At 70.3% G+C, this 20,981-nt stretch carries 15 protein-coding genes; 4 read left to right on the top strand and 11 right to left on the bottom strand.

The window, feature by feature from the left end; all coding sequences use genetic code 11:
* Positions 1 to 101: 101 nt before the first annotated feature.
* Positions 102 to 308 carry a type II toxin-antitoxin system PemK/MazF family toxin gene (locus tag ACFQVD_RS11000; protein WP_386368479.1) on the bottom strand — a complete coding sequence of 69 codons (207 nt, stop codon included), beginning with the start codon at positions 306 to 308 and terminating at the stop codon, positions 102 to 104.
* Between ACFQVD_RS11000 and ACFQVD_RS10995 the strand changes: the two genes are divergently transcribed.
* A complete protein-coding gene (locus ACFQVD_RS10995; protein WP_386368477.1) occupies positions 235 to 819 on the top strand; it encodes a pyridoxal-phosphate dependent enzyme in 585 nt (194 codons plus the stop codon). The genes ACFQVD_RS11000 and ACFQVD_RS10995 overlap by 74 nt on opposite strands.
* Before the next feature lie 34 nt (positions 820 to 853).
* On the opposite strand, the gene ACFQVD_RS10990 is transcribed toward ACFQVD_RS10995, so the two are convergent.
* Entirely contained in the window at positions 854 to 2,158 is a 1,305-nt protein-coding gene (locus ACFQVD_RS10990; protein ID WP_343965951.1) for a tetratricopeptide repeat protein, read from the bottom strand.
* A gap of 975 nt (positions 2,159 to 3,133) precedes the next feature.
* Here ACFQVD_RS10990 and ACFQVD_RS10985 point away from each other — a divergent pair.
* From ACFQVD_RS10985 to ACFQVD_RS10975, 3 genes are all read left to right on the top strand, one after another.
* Complete coding sequence (locus ACFQVD_RS10985) at positions 3,134 to 4,663, top strand: carboxylesterase/lipase family protein (RefSeq protein ID WP_343965949.1); 1,530 nt, start codon at positions 3,134 to 3,136, stop codon at positions 4,661 to 4,663.
* Positions 4,664 to 4,793: 130 nt separating this feature from the next.
* Complete coding sequence (locus tag ACFQVD_RS10980) at positions 4,794 to 5,756, top strand: LysR family transcriptional regulator (protein ID WP_343965947.1); 963 nt, start codon at positions 4,794 to 4,796, stop codon at positions 5,754 to 5,756.
* Positions 5,757 to 5,894: 138 nt separating this feature from the next.
* Complete coding sequence (locus ACFQVD_RS10975) at positions 5,895 to 9,134, top strand: M28 family peptidase (RefSeq protein ID WP_343965944.1); 3,240 nt, start codon at positions 5,895 to 5,897, stop codon at positions 9,132 to 9,134.
* Between the two features lie 114 nt (positions 9,135 to 9,248).
* Here the strand turns inward: ACFQVD_RS10975 and ACFQVD_RS10970 are convergent, their stop codons facing one another.
* The 9 genes from ACFQVD_RS10970 to ACFQVD_RS10930 all read right to left on the bottom strand — a co-directional run bounded on the left by ACFQVD_RS10970 (position 9,249) and on the right by ACFQVD_RS10930 (position 20,965).
* The gene (locus ACFQVD_RS10970; RefSeq protein WP_343965942.1) at positions 9,249 to 9,569 is read right to left on the bottom strand and encodes an ArsR/SmtB family transcription factor; all 321 of its coding nucleotides are present in this window, start codon (positions 9,567 to 9,569) and stop codon (positions 9,249 to 9,251) included.
* Positions 9,570 to 9,756: 187 nt separating this feature from the next.
* Positions 9,757 to 10,704: a serine hydrolase gene (locus tag ACFQVD_RS10965; protein WP_343965940.1), complete on the bottom strand. Its 948-nt coding sequence runs from the start codon at positions 10,702 to 10,704 to the stop codon at positions 9,757 to 9,759.
* Positions 10,705 to 10,936: 232 nt separating this feature from the next.
* On the bottom strand, positions 10,937 to 11,692 hold the full coding sequence (locus tag ACFQVD_RS10960) for a VOC family protein (RefSeq protein WP_343965938.1): 756 nt from the start codon (positions 11,690 to 11,692) through the stop codon (positions 10,937 to 10,939).
* A 204-nt stretch (positions 11,693 to 11,896) separates the two neighbouring features.
* The gene (locus ACFQVD_RS10955; protein WP_386270999.1) at positions 11,897 to 12,463 is read right to left on the bottom strand and encodes a PadR family transcriptional regulator; all 567 of its coding nucleotides are present in this window, start codon (positions 12,461 to 12,463) and stop codon (positions 11,897 to 11,899) included.
* Positions 12,464 to 12,757: 294 nt separating this feature from the next.
* Positions 12,758 to 14,944: an aldo/keto reductase gene (locus tag ACFQVD_RS10950; protein WP_386368474.1), complete on the bottom strand. Its 2,187-nt coding sequence runs from the start codon at positions 14,942 to 14,944 to the stop codon at positions 12,758 to 12,760.
* Complete coding sequence (locus ACFQVD_RS10945; protein WP_343965930.1) at positions 14,941 to 17,697, bottom strand: ABC transporter permease subunit; 2,757 nt, start codon at positions 17,695 to 17,697, stop codon at positions 14,941 to 14,943. The genes ACFQVD_RS10950 and ACFQVD_RS10945 overlap by 4 nt, the downstream gene beginning before the upstream one ends.
* Positions 17,694 to 18,464 (bottom strand): ABC transporter ATP-binding protein, encoded by a 771-nt coding sequence (locus ACFQVD_RS10940; RefSeq protein WP_343965928.1) that lies wholly within the window; start codon positions 18,462 to 18,464, stop codon positions 17,694 to 17,696. Before ACFQVD_RS10940 ends, ACFQVD_RS10945 begins: the two co-directional genes overlap by 4 nt.
* The gene (locus ACFQVD_RS10935; protein WP_343965926.1) at positions 18,461 to 19,702 is read right to left on the bottom strand and encodes an ABC transporter substrate-binding protein; all 1,242 of its coding nucleotides are present in this window, start codon (positions 19,700 to 19,702) and stop codon (positions 18,461 to 18,463) included. The genes ACFQVD_RS10940 and ACFQVD_RS10935 overlap by 4 nt, the downstream gene beginning before the upstream one ends.
* A 372-nt stretch (positions 19,703 to 20,074) precedes the next feature.
* Complete coding sequence (locus tag ACFQVD_RS10930; protein WP_364153572.1) at positions 20,075 to 20,965, bottom strand: sulfurtransferase; 891 nt, start codon at positions 20,963 to 20,965, stop codon at positions 20,075 to 20,077.
* Positions 20,966 to 20,981 lie beyond the last annotated feature (16 nt).

The raw sequence follows: 20,981 nt of genomic DNA, 5'->3' as shown, positions 1-20,981 counted from the left end.
TGACGGGTCGCGACTGCTCACGGCGTAGTTCCAGTGCGACTGCCGAGGAGAGTCCGGGAGGAGCTGACCGAGGGGCCAAGCCGCCCCGGTGTTGCGCTCCGCTATGGGGAGAGAGCGAAGACCAGGCGAAGAGCCTTGCTGACCTTGTCCAGCTCATAGCGAGAGAGGCGCCCGGCGAAGTCTCCAAGGCGGATCGGGTCGATCGCCACGGTCTGTTCGACCATTACCCGGGTCGTGGTGCCGTCGAGTTCTATCTCCGGGCGGAACTGGGTGGTGACGGGCGCGGGCACCGGAGCGACCTCGGCCACCCTCGGTCAGTGGATCCAGTCCCACGGTGAGAGCTGCCGGGTCGCGGTGGCGGATCCCGAGAATTCGGCCTATTTCCCGGGATGGACCCTCGACTTGCCCGACTACGGCACCGGGATGCCGTCGCGGATCGAGGGCATCGGACGGCCACGCGTCGAGCCCGGCTTCCGGCCCGACCTCGTGGACCTGGTCGTCCCCGTGCCCGACGCGGCCAGTGTGGCGGCGGCCCGGCACGTCCGCGAGGTCACCGGGCTGCCGGTTGGCGCCTCGTCGGGCACCGCGTTGTGGGCGGCGCTGGAACTGGTCGACCGCATGCGGGCCAGGGGCGAGAACGGACAGCGGCGACTGGCCGACTCGGCCGGTCGATTCGTCGGCTCTCAGGCATCGGCAGCAGAAGGCGCGGGCGAACTCGGCTTGGGATTGACCATCGGGCAGCGGACGCAGGCTTCGCTGACCAGGAGCGTCTGGCTGGGCTTCGGTCAGAACTCGTCGTCGAGCCGGCGGCATAACTAAGAATCCGCCTGAAGGTCCGAAGTCCGTACAGGCCCTAGAGGCGCCTGGCCTCACGCTCTGCGGCGCGGGCCTCGCGGTCGCGACCGAGGTGCCTGAGCTGCTTGCCGAGCCAGGTCAGCGCGTCCGCGAGGCTGGCGCGATGAGCGCCGGGGTCGGAGGCGGCCAGCGGGCGCAGCAGGTTGATGGCTTCCTCGGCCGCGGTCACGGCCTCGCGGTGGCGCCGGAGGTGCCCCAACCCGACGCCGAGGTTGTAGAGGCTGCGTGCGTGTCCGTCGGGCGATTCGACGTGCCGGCGGTAGAGAGCGACGGCCTCGTTCAGGGGGACCAGGGCATCCTCGAACCGGCTGAGCGCCAGGAGGAGCCAGCCGAGGTTGTTCAGGGACGAGGCGAGCTGCGGCAGGCGCCTGGCATCGGATGTCGCCAGGGCGCGGTGGATGTGCACGGCACGGTCGAGAGGGCCGAGGGCTTCGCCGTATCGGCCGAGCTTCGTCAGCACGAGAGCGAGGTTGTGCAGCGGAGATGCCGTCGCGGCGGCGGCCGATTCTCCGTTCAGGACGTCGATCGCTTGCTGGAAGAGAACGAGGGCGTCGTCGAGGCGTCCCGCCCTCATCAGCCGCATGCCCTCCTCGTTCTGCTCGTGCAGGCGGACGAGCAAGTCCCGGCTCGGCGTGCTCGCCGCTCTGTGACCGGGGTTGCGGCGGAAGCCGGTCGCGGTCACGGAGTAGCCGTGCTCGTTCAGCAGCTCGTCGAGGAATGCGATGAAGTCCGGCTGCGTCGCCGCTATGCGGCGGTGGTAGCGGGCGGCCATCTGCTGGTACGGCTGCGCCTCGCCGTCGCGGCCCATTTCGTGCAACTGGTGGATGAGGGCGACCAGCCCGGTCCAGTGGTCGATGGCGTGCTCCGTCCTCCCCGTTTCGATGAGCGGCCGACGCAAGTCCATTGCCTCGTTGAGGGCGTCGAGCGCCTCGTCATGGCGACCCATCTCGCCCAGCTTGATGCCGATGAATTCCAGTGACGAGACCAGTTCCGGGCCGGCCGAGGTGAGATGGCGACACAACTCGACGGCTTCTCGCATGGGAACGAGAGCGCGGTGGTGATGGCCGAGCTCGGCCAACTGGTTGCCGAGGTTGATCAGCGACGAGGCGAAGGCCGAGGCGTATTCGCCGGGCTTCCTTCTGGTCAGGTCACGGTAGAGGTCGACGGCCTCCTGGGCGACCGGCACCGCGTCCTCCCGACGAGCCGACAGGCCGAGGAGAAGGGCATGGGCGTCCAACGCGCTTGCCAGGCCGGGAGAGTGGCGGTCGTGATCGGCCTCGACGAGCCGCCGGTAGAGGCGCACCTGCTGCTCCGCCTCGGCTAGCGCTCGCGCTAACCCCTCGTGCGGGTGTGACACTCGCTGACACCACCTCTCCGAACCAGCCGACCACCAGAGCAACACCCGGCCGTCGCGGAGGAAGCCGCCGCTTGCTGCCCGAACATCTTCACCACCGTGATGCCTTCGACAAGGACCTCCGCTCCCGAAGCTGTCCCAGCCCCAAAGCAGCTGGGTGAGTGATCACGATTACGGTTCGTGATCGTTACGGGTGGGTGAATGGGGCTGGTTGGTCGGGGCTTCTGCTTGATCGTGTTCGTGTTGGAGACGGTCGTCAATTCAGCCTCCAAATCAGCCGTCCGGAGCGTCGCTTGTCCGCCGGTGTCCGGTTTCCCAGGCCGCCGAGGGGTCCCTTGGCGGGGATGTCGGGAAATCTTCTAACCCCGACACCCTCAGGCACCCAGGCTGAAGCCGACGGATCGGCTACCTGGCGGCTGGAGTCACGTTCGGAAGCGGAGAGGGCCGAGTCGGATCGCTCATCTTGCTGTTGTAAAGGCTGGGAGCGAGCGCGGTCAGCATGGCTGCGGCCCAGAGCATCCATGATCGTCGGAACACGAGAAGGAAGACTAAAGGAACGGCCGAAAGCGAGAAAGGCCCTTGTCCACCGGCCGGGAAACGGCCGACGTCGGCCGCGAGCACGGAGAAGGGAAGCCGCATGCCTGACCTGCGACGCCCTGTCGTTCGAGCCGTTCACCCCGATCTCCTATCTCGACCGGGCGGCCACTCGCCTTCACCTTCGCAAGACGAACGACCAGGACGATAGACCTTCAGAATCCTCGAAGTCTCATCAACGTTCGCAGAAGCCGGAGCGCCGGCCGATAGACCCAGGTCCTGGGGTCGGAGAGGTCATAGAAGCCCAGCGCTAAGAGGCCTAAATGGTTTGCCCGCGGACGGCGCGCATTGGGATGCTCGGCCTAGCCAGACCGGAGAGGAAACCGCAGAATGGCCGTCACCGCATCCAGCAGGCCCTCTGAGTCCGAGCCGGAAGTCCGTACGGCGGCCGGTGTCCTCCGCGGCGGCCGGGAGGCGGGCCTGGCGGTCTTCCGCGGCATCCCGTTCGCCGAGCCGCCGGTCGGCGCCCTCCGGTTCGCCGCGCCTCAGCCGGTGCGCAGCTGGGACGGCGCGCGCCCGGCGGTCGCGTACGGCCCGTCGCCCCCGCAGTCCGGCGTGCTCGGGGTGTCTCAGGACACCGCCGGCGACGACTGGTTGACGGTCAACGTCTGGACGCCGGAACCGGATCCGGCGGCGGGGCTCCCGGTGATGGTGTGGATCCCCGGCGGCGGTTACGCCTTGGGCGACTCCAGCCTCCCGGAATACGACGCCGGGCACCTGGCCGGGAGCGGAACCGTGGTCGTGACCCTCAACTACCGTCTCGGTATTGAGGGTTTCGCGCAGATCGGTGGAGCCCCGGCCAACCGGGGACTGCTCGACCAGGTCGCGGCCTTGCAGTGGGTGCGGGACAACATCCGGATGTTCGGCGGCGACCCGGGCCGGGTCACGGTCTTCGGCCAGTCGGCGGGCGGCGGATCGGTCGCCGCGTTGCTGGCCATGCCGCGCGCCGCCGGGCTCTTTCGCCGGGCGGTCGCGCAGAGCGTGCCAGGGACGTTCTTCTCCCCCGAGCTGGCCGCCGACATCGCCGCCGCCTGCGCCGCCGAGTTGGGGGTACGGCCCACGGTGTCCGGCCTGTCGGCGGTGGCCCCGGCCCGGCTGCCCGCCGCGGGCGACGCGGTCTTCGCCAAGATGGTCCAGTGGCGAGAGCGCTGGGGGCAGATCACACACCGGCCGATCCCGTTCGCACCGGTTGTCGACGGTGACGTCCTGCTGGCGCCCCCTTGGCAGGCGCTGGCTGCCGGCGCCGCCCGGGACGTCGGACTTCTCGTCGGGCACACTCGTGACGAGCACCGGTTGTTCAGCCTGATCGACGGCGTGCTCGGCCAGGTCACGCACGAGCAGACCGAGACCGCTCTGCACATGCTCGCCCCCGGCCCGGACGGCGCACGCCGGTACCGGGAGGCATTCCCGGCCGCGGCCGATGAGGAGCTGTACGAGCTGGTCAACGCGGACTGGTTGTTCCGCATGCCGAGTCTCCACCTTGCCGACGCGCAGATCGCCGGCGGCGGCCAGGCCCACCTCTACGAACTGACCTGGTCCGCCCCGGGATTGGGTGGTGCCCTCGGCGCCTGCCACGGCCTGGACGTACCGCTCGTCTTCGGCAACCTGAGCAGCGGACAGCCCGCCATGTTGATCGGTGACCCGCCCTTCCCGGTGGCGGAGGGGCTGTCCGCGCAGATCCGCGGGGCGTGGACGGCGTTCGCCGCTCACGGCGATCCGGGCTGGCCCGCGTACGACGCCGGCCACCGCCTCGCACAGCTCTTCGACACGCCGTCGATGGTCACCGCCTACCCGGAAGAGACCTCGCGGCTGCTGTGGCAGGACCACACCTTCCCGGCGCTCCCGCTGCTCGCGCGGTAAAGAGGCGGCCGCTGCGCGAGGGTCTGCTCACCGGCGCCGTGGCCGGCGATCTCGGCGGCCAGGAACGCATGCGTGCCGCATCTGAAACTTGGGTCTTACCGGAAAGATTCTTTACTATTAAGCTCCCGGCGTGGACCTAGAGGTGCGTCACCTACGAGCAATCTGTGCGATCGCCGATTCGGGCAGCATTTCCAAGGCGGCCGTCGCACTCAAGATGTCGCAGCCCGCGCTCGCCACGCAGTTGCGGCGCATCGAGCGGATGTTCGGCGGGCCGTTGTTCGAGCGAGGCCGGGAGGGGGCGCGGCCCACCGATCTCGGCGCATGGGTGCTGATCAGGGCACGGTCGCTGCTGCCGGCGTTCGACGAGTTACGGCGGGACGGCATGCGCTATGCCGAGCAGCCCCCGGAGAAGATCAGGATTCGCCTGGGCTGCATGTCCAGCCATCTAGCGATAAACGTCATCGGGTGCCTTGGTGAACTGCTGGACGGTGCCGACATCATCGTCCGTACCGAGGAGGCGATGGACCTGCTGCCCGGACTCCTGGAGTCCGGGCGCCTGGAGCTCGCCACCCTCGGCGACTATCCGGGACACGAGCTCCTCCCGCCTCCGGGAGTGGTCTACGCGGGCGTGGCCGTCGAGCCGATCTTCGTCGGGGTGGCCGCCTCCCACCTGCTCGCCCGGCAGGAGGAGATCGAGCTGCGTGATCTCGCCGGTGAGGACTGGGTCATGCACGCACTGGTCGAGGCCGGGCACCGCGAACACTTCTGGTCCGCCTGCGCCCGGCAGGGCTTCACCCCGAAGGTCGCCTACTCCGCCGACCTCAGCCTTGCCGTCGACCTCATTTCCTCGGCCCGGTGTGTCGGCATGTTCCAGGCGACCAGCAAGGGCCACCCGGGAATCGCCATCCGGCCACTCGCCGGGACCCCGCTGCGCTTCCGGCACATGATCGGGTGGACCGAGCAAGGACCGGTCGCCCGGTACGGGCACGAACTGGTCCAGGCCGTCACCAGAACCTACTGGGCCGAGGTGCGGCGCGCCCCCGTCTACACGTCATGGCTGAGGCGCCACGTGCCGCTTTCTACACCTGTTTAGCCGTCTATATCGCGAAGTTATGCAATTTCGTAGGGTACTCGTCCCGCACTCACGGTGTCAGCTTTGGTCCAGCCCAAAACGCCAGGGCTCCTTGCATCCCTCCACCCCCCCAAGGGACACCGAGAGGAGTCACCCCGAGTGAATCCCAAGGTCAAACTGGGCGCGGTCGCCGTACTGGCCGCCGTCGCCATGACCACGACCTCGGTGGTGAGCGCCGCCGGCGCCGCCACAGCCCCCGCGGGCATCGCCGCCCGCACCATGTCCGCAGATCCGCCGGCGTTCGCGCCGCCGGATCCAGAATCCCGCAGGCGCGCGGTCTCCAGCGCCGGCGGCGCCCTCGCCGCCAGGTCCGAGGCCCTGTTCAAGACGGCGCAGGACGAGTTCACGCTCACGAACACCATCGTGGGAACCCGCGGCCTGCAGTACCTGACCTACTCCCGTACCCACCGCGGGCTGCCCGTCTACGGCGGTGACGTGATCGTCACCACCGACAGGACGGGCCAGGAGGTCGGGTCCGTGGCCTCGGGCCAGCGAGCCGAGATCAAGGTGGAGGTCAGGAGCAGGGTCGACGCCGCCACCGCGGCCGTCACCGCCCGCGGCGAGCTGCCCACCGTGGAGAGTGTGAGCACCCCCCGGCTGGTCGTGCACGCGGCCGGCAGGCAGCCCAGGCTGGCGTGGGAGGTGGTCGTCACCGGCGCCACCAAGGAGGCCCCGAGCGTCCTGCACGTCTTCGTGGACGCCCTCGACGGGTCGATCGTGGACTCCTACGACGACGTCCGCGCCGGCAGCGGAAACGGTTTCTACAACGGCAGCCCGCTGGCCATCCAGACCTCGGGCTCCGGCAGCTCGTACTCGATGACCGACGCCACCCGTCCTGGCCTGCGCTGCGGCGGCCAGAACGGGTCGGCCTACACCGGGACCGACGACGCCTGGGGCAACGGCCAGGGCACCAGCCTGGAGACCGCCTGCGTCGACGCCATGTACGCGGCGCAGAAGGAATGGGACATGCTGCGCGACTGGCTGGGCCGCAACGGGTTCAACGGCTCCGGCGGCGCCTTCCCCTCCCGCGTCGGCCTGAACGAGGTCAACGCCTACTGGAACGGGTCCTACACCAACTTCGGCCACAACCAGGCCAACAACCAGCAGGCCACCCCGATGGACGTGGTCGGCCACGAGTACGGCCACGCGATCTTCCAGTTCTCCGGCTCCGGCGGGGCGGGCAGCGGCAACGAGGCCGGCGGCCTGAACGAGTCGACCGGCGACATCTTCGGCGCGCTGACCGAGCACTTCGCCGCCAACGCCGCCGACCCGCCGGACTACCTGGTCGGCGAAGAGGTCAACCTGGTCGGCCAGGGGCCGATTCGCAACATGTACAACCCCGGTGCGCTCGGCGACCCCAACTGCTACAGCTCCTCGATCCCCAACACCGAGGTGCACGCGGCGGCCGGACCGCAGAACCACTGGTTCTACCTGCTCGCCGAGGGCACCAACCCGCCCGGCAAGCCCGCCAGCACCGTCTGCTCCGGACCGGCCGGCCTGACCGGCATCGGCATCCAGAAGGCCGGTCAGATCTTCATGGGCGGCCTGAACAGCAAGACCGTTCCGTGGACGCACGCCAAGGCGCGCCTGACCACCGTGGCCGCGGCCAAGCAGCTCTTCCCGAACAGCTGCGTCGAGGTCAACGCGACCAAGGCCGCGTGGGCCGCCGTCAACGTCCCGGCGCAGAGCGGCGAGGCGACCTGCACGGTGAACCCGCCCGGCAACGACTTCTCGGTCTCCCTCAGCCCGACCTCGGGCAGTGTGCAGGCCGGCCGGTCCACCACCGCCACCGTGGGGACCACGGTGACCGGCGGCAGCGCCCAGTCCATCACGCTGCGGGCCTCCGGCCTGCCCTCCGGCGCGACCGCGTCTTTCAGCCCTGCCACCATCACGGCGGGCCAGACCTCGACGCTGACGCTGGCCACCTCGGGGAGCACGCCCAGCGGCACCTCCTCGGTGACGGTCACCGCCGACGGCGCCGACGTGGACCGGACGGCGGGTTACTCCCTGACCGTCACCGCCGGCAACCCGCCCGACCCGACCGGCCCGGACATCCCGGTGGCCAACGTGACGGCGCACCTGAACCAGTTGCAGTCCATCGCCTCCGGCAACGGCGGCAACCGGGCCTCGGCCACCTCCGGCTACACCGCCTCGCTGAACTACATCAAGGGCAGACTCGACGCGGCCGGCTACAGCACGACGGTGCAGAACTTCACCTACAACGGCCAGACCCATGCCAACCTGATCGCCAACTGGCCCGCCGGTCCCACCGGCCCGACGGTCATGCTGGGCAGCCACCTGGACAGCGTCACGGCCGGTCCCGGTATCAACGACAACGGTTCGGGCTCGGCGACCCTGCTGGAGGTCGCGCTGACGCTGGCCGACCGCAACCCCACGCTGACCAAGCACGTCCGCTTCGCCTGGTGGGGCGCCGAGGAGCTCGGTCTGCGCGGCTCGACCCACTACGTTCAGAACGGCGGCGCGAGCGGGGTCGACACCTACCTCAACTTCGACATGACCGCCTCACCGAACCCGGGCTACTTCGTCTACGACGACGACCCGGCCATCGAGAAGATCTTCAAGGACTACTACGCCACGCTCAACGTCCCGACCGAGATCGAGACCGAGGGTGACGGCCGCAGCGACCACGCCCCGTTCAAGAACGCGGGCGTCAGGGTGGGCGGCGTCTTCACCGGCGCTTCCAGCGTGAAGAGCTCGGCTCAGGCCGCCAAGTGGGGCGGCACCGCGGGCCAGGCCTTCGACCGCTGTTACCACTCCGCCTGCGACACCACCTCCAACATCAACGCCACCGCGCTGGACCGCAACGCGGACGGCGCCGCCAACGCCCTGTGGAAGCTCGCCGTGGGGGACACCCCTCCTCCGGCCAACGACTACTCGGTCTCGGTGAGCCCGTCCTCGGCCTCGGTCCAGCCCGGCCAGTCGGCAAGCGCGACGCTCAGCACCCAGGTGACCTCCGGTAACGCGCAGGCGGTCGCGCTGAGCGCCTCCGGCCTGCCCTCCGGCGCGACCGCGTCCTTCAGCCCGGCGAACATCAACTCCGGCCAGTCCTCCGCGGTCACGATCGCCACCTCGGCGAGCACCCCCGCGGGGACCTACACGATCAACCTCAACGCCGACGGCACGAGCGCCGACCGCTCGGCCACCTTCAGTCTCACCGTCGGCGGTGGACAGGGCGGTGGCACCTGGCAGACCTGGACCTCGTACGCGGTGGGGGACACCGTGACCTACGACGGCGTCGGCTACCGGTGCCTGCAGGGTCACATCTCACTGCCCGGCTGGGAACCGCCGAACGTTCCCGCCCTGTGGCAGCGGCTCTGATCTGACCGAGTACGGCGGGCGGTCGACGACCGCCCGCCGCACTCGGCTTCCGGCATTCGGCAGGACCAGGGGAGCGGGGTGCCGGCGTGGCAGGTCTCGGGTGCCCACCGAACCTCAGCCGGGAAGATCGTGAGGTTTCGCCGGGGCGCCGGGGCGCTCGGCCACGTCGATCGCGGCGGCTGCCAGGGCCAGCACGGGGAAGATCGCGTGTGGCGGCACCCGGTAGACCCCTCGCTCGGGCTGTTCGACCAGTCCGGCCGAGGTCAGCGTCTTGAGGTGGTGGTACAGCTGGCCGGGGGAGGAGAGAGCCAGTTCGGCCTGCAGGTCGGCGACCGGCTTGGGGCCGACGACCAGCGACTGCAGGATCTCGAAGCGCGCCGGGTGTCCGGCGGCGGCCAGTATGGCGGCCAGCGGCCCGGTCGGTTGCTGAAGCAACCAGCCGGGGCTGCGGGCTATCTCCCATAGCCACCGGTAGCCGCCGAGCCTGGCCTGGCCGCCGTAGGTGAACAGGCCGGTGTCGTCGTCGGCCGCCGGTGGCTCAGCAGCTGTGAGGGCGGCCTCAAGGGCGGCGACCCGCGCCTCGAGATCCTGAATCCGGTCGTTGTCGCTGGTCAGGGCTTCCTCACTTCAATGCTGTGCGAACTTTCGCGAAGAAGACGGAATCGGTCGCCATCCGCACGATGAACTGCTGGTGAGCATAGCTCTGCATTCCGGAGAGCCAGGTCGCCTCGGGCAGCCGCCGCAGTGCGAAGACGGTCTCGCGCGGCTTCTCACCTGGCCGGACGGTGTACATGGCCTCGCTGATCACGCCGGGCAGCGCGCCGCCCTTGGTGCCGATGAGGAGCGTGCGGGGGTCGGCGCCGGGCTGGCGCATCGGCCACTCCAGGTGCTTGCTCGCCGTCCTGTCCTTCCTGAGTCCGGCGAGCACTCCGCGCAGCACGCCAGGCTCGACGCGGGTCACGGTCTCGGCCCAGGTGGCCTGCTGGGCGAAGCCGGGGAGCGTGGGCCGAACCTGCTTGCCGGCCTTGACGTAGTTCTTCAGGCAGACGTCGGCGGGCAGCGTGCAGCCGCCGAAGGCGCGCAGTATCTCGCCGTTGACGGTCCCGACGCGAGTTTTCGCGATCTTGCGTAGCGCGCCGGGGCCGAGGCGGTCGCGCAGCAGGTCGGCGGCGGCGTTGTCGCTCTCCTCGATCATGGCGGAGACGAGCTGGTCGAGTGTGACGCTCGCACCGGGCCTGAGTCGTTCGAGCGCCGCTTCGTGGGCGCCGCCATCGGTGCCGGGCAGGTGGTAGGCGTTCCACAGGGCCACGGGGACGTGTTCGCCCGGCTTCACCTTCCCCTCGCGGACGGCGTCGGCGTAGGCGGCGAGATGGATGATCTTGATGCTCGACGCCACGGGGGCGAGGCGATCGGCGTTGTGGCTGATGCCCTGGGTCACCAGCGCGACGTCGTCGGGGTGGGCCTGGATGTAGGCGAGTACGGCCTCGGTGTCCTTGAGGTCGGCGGGGGCGGCGACGGTCATCGGGGCCGTCAGCACTGTGGTCAGGAGCATGCTGAGGATGGATGGCATGCCTCAAGTTAACCATAAATTCGAAATTTCGGAATATCGGAATTGACGGACGGTGTCCTTTGGCTCACGTCCGGTTTCCACCGGAACCATCCTGTGGTCCGCTGCCTCGGTACAGCGGGAAGAGCGTCGCTCGGGTTGATTTCGTCCAGCATGCGGCAGTCGACGGCGAAGTCCTCTTCGTTCGGCGCCGACAGGTCGATGACGACACGGTCGAACGACCGAGGCGCCTCGATTACCGCTCTGAACCGCATCCCGCCTGAGGCTCGGCTCGGTCGGCCGCCAGGATCGCTTCGAGGTCGTCCGCGCCGGCCAGCGACTCGGACAGCCGTTCCCTTGCCGAGGCGTCCAGGGGCATCTCGCGGACGCGCGCCAACAGCTCGCCCGCTCGCTCCCGATCGGAGAGGGCCACGGCTATCTCGGCACGGTAGAGGAGTGCTTCGACGAGGTCCATGCTAGGCGGGTCCTGCGCTCGGGCCAGGGCGCCGTCGAGGATCTTGGCGGCCTGCCGGTGATCGCCGTGGGAGTCGCCCATGACGACGGCGTTCCGCAGTGCCGTGGCGAGTCTGCCGGTCGGGGGTTCCTGCTGGATCGCGTCCTTGGACGAGGGGAAGATCCGGATCCAGTTCCCTCCCGGATCGACGATCGTGAACCCGGCGAGGTTGTCGGCGTTCTTCCGTTTCCTGGGCCTGGTCATCCGGGGGATCCCGGAGATCAGGAGCTTGCCGTACGCGGATCGCATGCCCTCGGCGAAGGCGCGGAAGAGGACTCCGGTGTCGGGGACGGTGATGATGCAGGTGCCGTAGGAGTCCTCCGGGTTGAAGCCCGGCATGGCGAAGAAGTGCAGGTGGATGTCCTCCCGCCGTAGGGCGAGGTACGGGTTCGGGCGAACCTGGTGGTAGGTCCTGGTGAACCCCAACGCGGTGTAGAACTCTTCGATCTCGTCGATCGATCGGCAGGGCAGTGCGGGCACGGTCGTCTCGTTGGCCATGTCGCTCCTCTGGGGGATCAGTAGTCAAATTTTACTACTGCAAGATCCGAGCGTACCGGCGAATGGACGGCGACGCTTTCCGAATTGCCGGGTACCCGCGCGGGGACACCTCCGGCGAACGCGGGTCCGTGACCGGAGGCGTCGCTCACCCGAGCCAGGGGCGGGCCGGTCCGCGCGAGACCCAACGGCACCGAAAACGGCCGCTCAGGAGGCGTGCGCGCCTTTTTCCAGGCGTTCGATCAGGTCGCGGGTCCACTCGGCGCCGCTACCGGAGAAGTGCGTCCAGAGTCGCATGATCTCGGTGATCGGCTCCCCGTCCTGGGAGCCGGCGCTGTCGGGTGTCCAGTGGCGAGCGACCTCCGCCCGCCAGCCCTCAAGGGCCGCCATCCGCTCCTTCAGCAGCGCGATCACCTCTTGGCGGGGCAGGCAGGTGAGGAAACCCACCCCGGCCGTCAGCTCATCGATTCTCTGGTCATGTCTGGCCAGGGCCGTGCGCAGCAGGCTCAGGAACTCCGCGTCACCTTCGCCGGTGAGTTCGTACTCCGTTCGCGGCGGTCCGCCCGCGGTGCTCGGCGCGATCTCGTGGGCGCGCAGCAGTCCCTGCTTGGCTAGCTGCCTGAGCGCGTGGTAGATCGAGCCGGGTTTGGCCGTGGACCACTCGTGCGCCCCCCAGCTCTCCAGATCGCTGCGCACCTGGTAACCGTGCGCCCTGCCGCGTTCACGGATGGCCCCGAGTACCAGCAGCCGGATGGCCGACACCTCTGCTCCCACCTCCGAACGATCGGCAACCAGACCTTACCGGCCTCCTGCGGCCGTAAGGACGGCGTCCGCCTCGTACATGGAGGGTGTCGAGGATACTGAGGCGTACCGCGAGCACGTCCCCCGTCATGTTCAGCGTTTCCCGGCCGAAGGATCGCCCCGCCGCCATCGCAGGAGAGAGGACTCTCTCGCCCTTGGCGGCGGCTCGGATGCGATCAGGGTGAGTTCCAGAAGGTGACGAACCGGCGGTGACGCGAGCGGCCGGGGCGAATCCCGGCCGCTCGCGTCGGTATGACCGGGTACCGGTCAGACCCTGCCCGGATGCGGCCGGAACCGCGGGCCGCCGATCGGTTCGTACCAGCCGGCGATCTTGTCGCCCGGCGGGGCCACCGCGTCGATCGCGTCCAGATCCTCGGCGGTCCAATCGATCGCCGCGGACTCCGCGCACGAGTCTAGGTCGGCCAGCCGCTCCGGCCCGCACAGCACACTCGTCACGCCGGGCCGCCGTAAGACCCAGGAGAAGGCCAGCTGGGCCATGGTCACGTCATGACGGGCCGCGATCACCCGCAGCACGTCGAGCACGTCGAACACGGCCTCGCTGAACCGGTCACCGGCGAAGCCGGCGAGCACGCCGCCCGCGCCGTACCGGCTGCCCGCGGGCGGCGGCTCGCCGCGCCGGTACTGGCCGGTGAGCACCCCTCCGCCCAGCGGCGCCCACGGGTTCACCGCGAGCCCGAACGTCGCGGCCATCGGGAGCAGCTCACGCTCGACCCGCCGGTCGAGGATGTTGTACGGCGGGGTCTCGGCCACGATCCGGTTGAGGCCGAACTCCTTGGCCACCCACAGTGACTCGACGACCTCCCACGCGGCGGAGGTGCTCACCCCCAGGTAGCGGACCTTGCCCGCGCGCACCAGGTCGTCCAGGGCGCGCAACGGCTCGTCGACCGGTACGTCGGGGTCGAACCGGTGCAGGGTGAACACGTCGACATGGTCGGTCCGCAGCCGCCGCAGGCTCGCCTCGCACTGGCGGATCAGGTGCCTGCGGCTCACCCCCCGCCCGTTGGGATCCTCGGTGTCGACCGGCATGTACGCCTTGGTGTTGATCACTACTCGATCGCGCTTGGACGGCTTCGCCAGGGCGGCCCCGACGACGGACTCGCTGCGCCCGGGGGCCCCGCCGTAGTTGTTCGCCGTGTCGAAGAAGTTGACGCCGAGGTCGAGCGCCCTGTCGATGATCCGGACCGACTCGGCCTCGTCGGCCCGGTCACCGAACATCCAGCACCCCAGGCCCAGGGCGCTCACCCGCACGCCGGTCCGCCCGAACGGCCGGTACTCCATCGTGGTCACTCCTTCAGTCCAGTCCCGCGACCGCGCGCACGGCGTCGGCCAGCGGGACGAACGGTTCGGCGCCCGGCGGGGCGCCGAGGAACATCCGGTTGTGGGTGATGACGACGGCCAGCCCGGTCGCGAGGTCGGCCCATCCCATCGATCCGCCCACCCCGGCGTGGGCGAGCACCTGGGTCGAACGGCCGAGCAGCGGGTCGGCCGGGGAGACTCCCCGCCCAGCCAGTAGCCGCCGGTGCCGATCCAGGTGGTTCCCTGGTAGACCTCGTCGAACTCGTCGGCGTTCGGCCGCGGCGACGTCAGGGCGAGCAGGCGGTCGGCCGCGATGTACCGGCGACCGGCGATCTCGCCGCGGTTCGCCAGCATGCTGAAGAACCGCGCGCCGGCGCGGGCCGACATCACCGCGCCGGCCGCCGGGATCGACGACGACCGGAACCGGGGATCGTTCCAGCGGTCGGCGTCGGGGCGGATCTCCGGCGGCATCGACAGCAGCGGCACCCCGGTCATCGGCGCGCGCTTCGGCGGGTTGGGCCCCCAGGTCAGCCGCGCGACCCGGTGCTCGTGCTCCGCCGGGAGCACGTCCCAGACGTCGTCGGCGCCGATCGGCAGGCACAGCTCCTCGCGGAGGAACCGGTCGTAGGGACGGTGGCTCGGGTCGGTGCGGCGGATGACCTCACCGAGGATGTACCCGAAGCTGATCGAGTGGTACATGGAGCGTTCACCCGGCGGGTGCAGCGGTTCGACGTCCGCGAGCCAGGTGGTGATCGCGTCATGGTCCGCGAGTCCGCCGGCGTCCAGGCCGGGCGGCATGTGCGGAACGCCGGCGCAGTGCGTGAGCACGTGGCCGACGGTGATGCCCTGCTTGCCGCGCCTGCCGTACTCCGGCCAGTACGTCGCGATCGGCTGCTCCATGTCCACGAGCCCTCGTTCGCACTGCAGCTGGATCGCCGTGGCGACGAGCGCCTTGCTCACCGAGAACACGGGGAACAAGGTGTCACCGTCGACCGCCCGGCCGTCCCGCGGGTCGGCGACGCCGGTCCACGCGTCGACGATGAGCTCGTCACCGAGGTAGGCGGCGACCTGCACACCGACCTCGCCCAGCTCGACGGCGCGGGCGAGCGCGGCCTCGATCCGATCGTCGGACCTCATTGCTCGACTTCCTCTCTCTCGCGCGTGGGTTCGGTCTCCTGCGACTCGGTCTCGTCGCCGAGGTAGGCCGCGATGACCCGCGGGTCACGGCGTACCTCGGCAGGCGTCCCGTCGGCGATGACCCGCCCGCGCTCCATCACGATCAGCCGGTCGCACACCCGCATCACCAGCTCCATGTCGTGCTCGACCACCAGCACACCCATGCCGCGCTCGTCGGCGAGCCGCCGGAGCAGGGTGCCGAGTTCGGCCGACTCGGTCGAGCTCAACCCGGCCGCCGGCTCGTCGAGACAGAGGACGGACGGTTCGGCGGCCACCGCACGGGCGATGCCGACCAGCCGGCGCCGGCCGTACGGCAGCTCGGTCGGCAGCCGGTCGAGGTCGGGGCCGAGTTCGAACAGCTCGACGGCGGCGAGTGCTCCGGCGGTGAAGGCCGTTGGGCGCGGCCAGACCAGGTCGGTCAGGTACACGCTGCTCGACCGCGCGTCGGCCGACGCCTTGAGGTTGTCGGCCACCGTCATGTCGTCGAACAGCTCAAGGCTCTGGAACGACCGCCCGATGCCCTCGTGCACCCGGCGGTACATGCGCATCGACCCGATCGGCCTGCCGTCGAGCGTGACCGTGCCCGACTTCGGGTTGGTCGCACCGGTGATCGCGTCGATCAACGTCGTCTTGCCCGCGCCGTTCGGCCCGATGAGCCCGACGACCTCACCGGGGCCGACGCGCAGCGAGACGTCGTCGACCGCGACCACGCCGCCGAAGGCCACCGTCAGTCCTTCGCCCTCAAGCACCCGCTCGGGAACGCGACCGGCCGGGCCGGTGCCCATGGCGGTGCTTATGACGGTGCCCGTGGAGGTGCCCGTGGAGGTGCCCGTGGTGGTGCCCGCCCGAGCCTGGCGGCGCCGAGGCCGCGGCAGGTGGATGTGCCGCCCGAGGCCCTCAGCGGCTCCGTCCGGACGTACCTGCAGATACCAGATGGACAGCACGCCTCCGACGAGGGCGATCCACAGCGGCATCGTCGCGCTGTCCGAATCGAGCAGCGTGGAGATGAAACCGCCGGGGTGCCCGAGCCCACCGAGCAACGGGCCGGCGATGTACCCGATACCGCCCAGCACGACGTAGGACAGCCCCAGGATCGAGTCGAAGGCCAGGAATCCCCGCTCGAACACCATGGTCGGCTGCCGGAACACCACCAGGATCCCGCCGAGCGCGGCGATCGCCGCGGACAGGGCGAACGCGTAGAGCCGGACCCGCCACGGGTTCAGCCCGACGGACTCGGCCGCCCGCTCGTTGGTGCGGACCGCGATCATGCGGCGCCCGACCCGGCCGCGCCGGACGTTCGCGACCACGAGGCCGGCGAGCACGAATGCGACCAGGCACACGACCGCCCATCGCTCGGGGTGGGCGAGTGAGTCGATGCGCCAGCCGAACAGCTCCAGCGGGTTCGGCAGGGGCGTGTAGGCGCCGGAGTACGCGGGGTTCTGCAGCAGCACCCCTTGGATCGCCACGGCGCAACCGAGCGTGGCCACCGCGAAGTTCACGCCGCGGGTGCGCAGCAGCGGCACACCGAGCACCGCGCCTACGACGAACGTCCCGACCAGGCTCAGCGGGATCGCCAGGAGGAACGGCATCCCGGTGCCGGTCAGCAGCAGGCCGGTGAGCACCGCGCCGATGCCGGCGAAACTGAACTGGCTGAGCGAGAGCTGCCCGGTGTACCCGGTGATGACGACGCTGGACAGCAGGATGATCCCGTACGTGCAGGTGATCGTCATGGCCGTGACGTACGGCAGCCCGAACACCGTCGTGAGCAGCACGATCGCGCCGCCGACGAGCGCGAGGAGGATGAGGGGACGGACCTGTCCGGCGCCGACCTTGGGCCGGCGTTCGACGATGGCCGAACGGATCCGGTCGCCCGCGCCGCGCCACACCATCACCAGCACGATCAGCAGGAACGGCACGGCGTCCGCCCAGCCGGGCGTGGCCACGTACCGGGTCACCTCGGCCTGGGTCACCCCGATCAGCAGGGCGCCGAGATACGTCAGCGGGAACGAGCGCAGGCCGCCGATCAACGCGGCGGCGAGTGCCGGCACGATCAGGTGGGTCAGGGTGACGATCTGCACGCCGACGATCGGAGCGAGCAGGACTCCGGCGATGCCGGCGAACACCGAGCCGATCACCCAGTTGGTGGTCGCGATCCTGACCGGGGAGATGCCCAGGGCCGCCGACGCGATCGGGTTCTCCGCCTGCGCCGAAGTGGCCAGCCCGAACCGGGTCCGGCCGTAGCAGACGGTGAGCAGGACGACGAGCGCGGTGGCGATGAGGAAGGTGATGATCCGGTTCTGGCCCAGGTGGATCCCGAACAACGACACCGGATCGGTGGGGAACATCGACTGGACGATGCGCTCGTCCGCGCCGTAGCGCAACGTCAGCCCCGACTGCACGACGACGAGCACGATCAGGGAGACGATGGTGCGGCTCAGCGCCGACGTGCGCGCCATGCGCTGGATCGCCAGCCGGTAGGTCAGGTATCCGCACAGCGCGGCGGCGAGCAGGGCGCCGGGCACCGCCAGCACGGGGGAGAGGCCCAGACCCGCGTTGAGTTCCCAGTAGGCGAACGCCGCCACGGTCCCTACGATGCCGTGGGAGAAGTTGATGATGCCGGAGCCGCGGTACGCGATCACGATGCCGAGGGCGGTCAGCGCCAGCAACGACCCCGAGGTCATTCCGACCAGCGCGAGCTGGATGGCGCCGTTCATGTGTCGCGGCCTCCGCTCGCGGCTGTCGGGTCGTCGGCCGCCGCGGAAAGGTAGCTGGCCTCGATCTCGGCCAGCCGCGAGCCCATCTCGGCCGCCGTACCCTCGATCACGATCTCTCCTCGTCGCAGTACACAGACGCGGTCGGCGACCTGAAGGGCGCGCTTGACCCGCTCCTCCACGATGAGCACGCCGACGCCTCGGTCGGCGGCGGCGCGCAGCCGGGTGAGCAGCCGCGCCACGATCAGCGGGGCGAGGCCGAGCGTCAGCTCGTCGGCGAGCAGCACCTTCGGTGAACCGGCCAGCGCCCGTGCCAGGGTGAGCATCTGCTGCTCGCCACCGGACATCAGCCCGACCTTGCGGTCCAGCAGCGGTTCCAGCTCGGGCATCAACGCCAGGCTCTCCTCGACGCTCCCTCTGCCGAGGCGGAGGTTCTCGCGGCAGGTGAGGCCCATGAACACCGAGCGGTCCTCGCAGATCAACGCCATGCCGGCGTCGGACCTGCGATGCGCCCCTTCCGGCGCGGGCCGGCCGTCGAGCAGGACCGAGCCGGAGATCGGGGGCAGGACTCCGGCCAGGGCCATCAGGGTCGTGGTCTTGCCTGCGCCGTTCGCACCCAGCAGTGCGACGATCTCGCCCGGACGCACCGCCAGCGACAGACCGTGCAGCACCGGGAGGTGACCGTAGCCGACCTCGAGGCGGACCGCCTCGAGGATCGGCTCGGCTTTCGGCCGGGGGTCGGACGTCACCCGGTCTTCGGCCTGGATCACCCGTTTTCCTTGAGGGCGTCCAGCACGCTGAACGGCTCGGCCGCGGCGCTGTAGGTGCCGTTCTTGACCGTGTACGTGACGACGTTGGTGTTGAGGATGCGCTCGAAGTCCTTGATGCCCAGCGGTGAGGTGAGATTGAGGGCCGGTCCGACTCCCGTCTCCACGGAGTCGAGCTTGCCCAGCGCCTCCTGCACCGACGCGGCGTCGATCGTTCCCTGGACGGATTCGGCCGCCGCCTTCACCGCCGCCACCGCCGACCACACGACCACACCGGCCGACGTCGGCTTCGCGTCCGGTTTGTACTTCGTCATCGCGTCACGGAAGGCGACCATGCCGGCTTCGTCGCTGTTCACCGGCAGGAACGAGTCGGACAGCAGCACGTCCTCGGCGGCCTTGCCCACCTGGTCGATCAACGCCTGAGTGAGCGAGGCGGCGGCGAGCCCGACCTTCACGCCCGGCGCACCGGAGCCCAGGGCGGCGATCGCCTTGCCGGCCTCGCCCGGCGGGAGCGCGAGCACCACGCAGTCGGCGCCGTTCGACACGACCTGGGCGACCGGGGGCCCGTAGTCGGCGTTCGTGGTCGGCACCGCGATCTTCGCGTTCAGGTTCATGCCCAGCGACTTCAACCCGGCGTCGGCGAAGTCGGCCGAGGCGATCGAGGACGGCAGCGACTGCGTGATCGCGTCGACCTTCTTGCAGCCGTAGGTCTTGACCAGCCCGATCGCGGCCCCGCTGAACGAGACCGGTGTGCCGCCGGGGATCGGCCAGGAGATCTCACTGGCGAACTCAAGCGGGTTGATCGGGTGGCTGAGCAGCGGGATGCCGGCCTGTTCGAGCACCGGGACCATGCCGCTGCCACCGACCGACAGGCCGCCGATCACGGCGATCGCGCCCTGGCCGACCGCGTCCTGGGCGCACTTCGCGCTCACGTTCGGGTCTGCCTGGTCGTTGCAGACCGTCAACTCGACCTTGCGGCCGGCTATGCCGCCGGCGTCGTTCACCGCCGACACGGCGGCCTCGATCGCCGCCGCCTGGTCCGGGAACCCGACCGACGGCGCGGACACCGTCAGGATGCCGACGAGCTTGAGCGAGGCCGCCTCCGACGCGGTGGCGGAGGCGGCGGGCGCCCCGTCGTCCGGGGTGGCCGAGCACGCTGCGGTCAGTGCCAGTGTCGACGCCACTGCGGCGACGGTGGTGAGCCGTCGGGTCCGGTCGGCACGGTATGTTCTGTTCGTCATGGCAATGCCCCATTGGCTCGTTACGGTGTTGGTTCCCCGACGCGGTAGGGGGAGCGTCGTCGGACTCAGTTACCTGCGGCATTACCGGCGGCACCTCAGGGCCTCGATAACAGATCCCGCGTCCGGAGCCCGGATACGCGATGGCCGGGTAATGCCGCCCGGCACGCCGTGCGCACCCGGCTGACACCGCGTCCGTACGGTCGGCGGCATGGCCGGGGCATTCCTCGCGACCATGGCGCTCACGCCGGCACCGTGCGCGGTCAACGCGCCCGCGGCCCGGCCGATCCGCTCTTCGCGTCCGAGGAGATCTCGAGCCGGTGCCGCTCCGGTTCGGCCAATGTCGGAGGTCTCCACCGGGGCGGTTCGATCAGGTCAGCGGCCCGGATCGTCCCCCACCGTCACCTCGCGCCGTGGGTCGGCCTCCCACGCCGAGAAGGAGCCCACGAACAACCCGGCCGGGATGCCGAGGCCGGCCAGCACCGCCACCTCGTGCGCGGCCCAGACCCCGCCGCCGCAGTAGACCCCGACCGGCGCGGTCCCGTCGGCGCCCAGGCCGGCGAACCGCCGGCGCAGGGTGTCCTCGCCGGCGAGCAGTCCCGTGGCGGTCAGGTTGCCGTGCGTCGGCGCGGAGATCGCCCCGGGGATGTGCCCGGTGCGCGGCCGCCTCGGCTCGGCCGGCTCGCCCCGGTAGACCTCGGGGGCCCGCGCGTCGAGCAGTCTGCCCGCCGCCGCGTACTCGGCCGCTCCGTCCGCGTCGAGTACCGGCAGGTGGCCGGCGCTGAGGGTGACGGTCCCGGGGGGCGGCGCCGGCTCGACCGTGCTCACCTCGTGTCCGCGCCCGGCCCAGGCGCTGAGACCGCCGTCGAGCAGGCGGACGTCGGCCACCCCCGCCCACCGCAGCACCCACCACGCACGGCCGGCCTTCGTGCCGAAGGCGCTGTCGTACACCACGACGGCATCGCCGTCGTTGACGCCCCACTCCCGCGCCCGGGACTGCAACCGTGCGATGTCCGGCAGGGGGCGTCTGCCGGCGAGGCCGCCCGGCTCGCTCTGCAGATCCGCCGCCACGTCGACGAAGACCGCGCCGGGAATGTGTCCCGCCGCGTACTCGGGCCGCCCGTCCGGCCCGTCGTTCGCCAACCGGATGTCAAGGACGATCGGCGGCCGGTCGCCGGTGAGCAGCCTCGCCAGCTCGTCGGCCGACACGAACACCTCGCCGCGCGGCGACCGGCTCGGGGTCGGGGGGTGCCGTTCGGTTGTCATGACGGTGCGATCCCTT

The sequence above is a fragment of the Streptosporangium amethystogenes subsp. fukuiense genome, assembly GCF_042665875.1.
GTDB classification, from domain to species: domain Bacteria; phylum Actinomycetota; class Actinomycetes; order Streptosporangiales; family Streptosporangiaceae; genus Streptosporangium; species Streptosporangium fukuiense.
The sequence above is the reverse complement of the archived record's forward strand: the minus strand, read 5'-3'. Positions and strand labels throughout refer to the sequence as shown.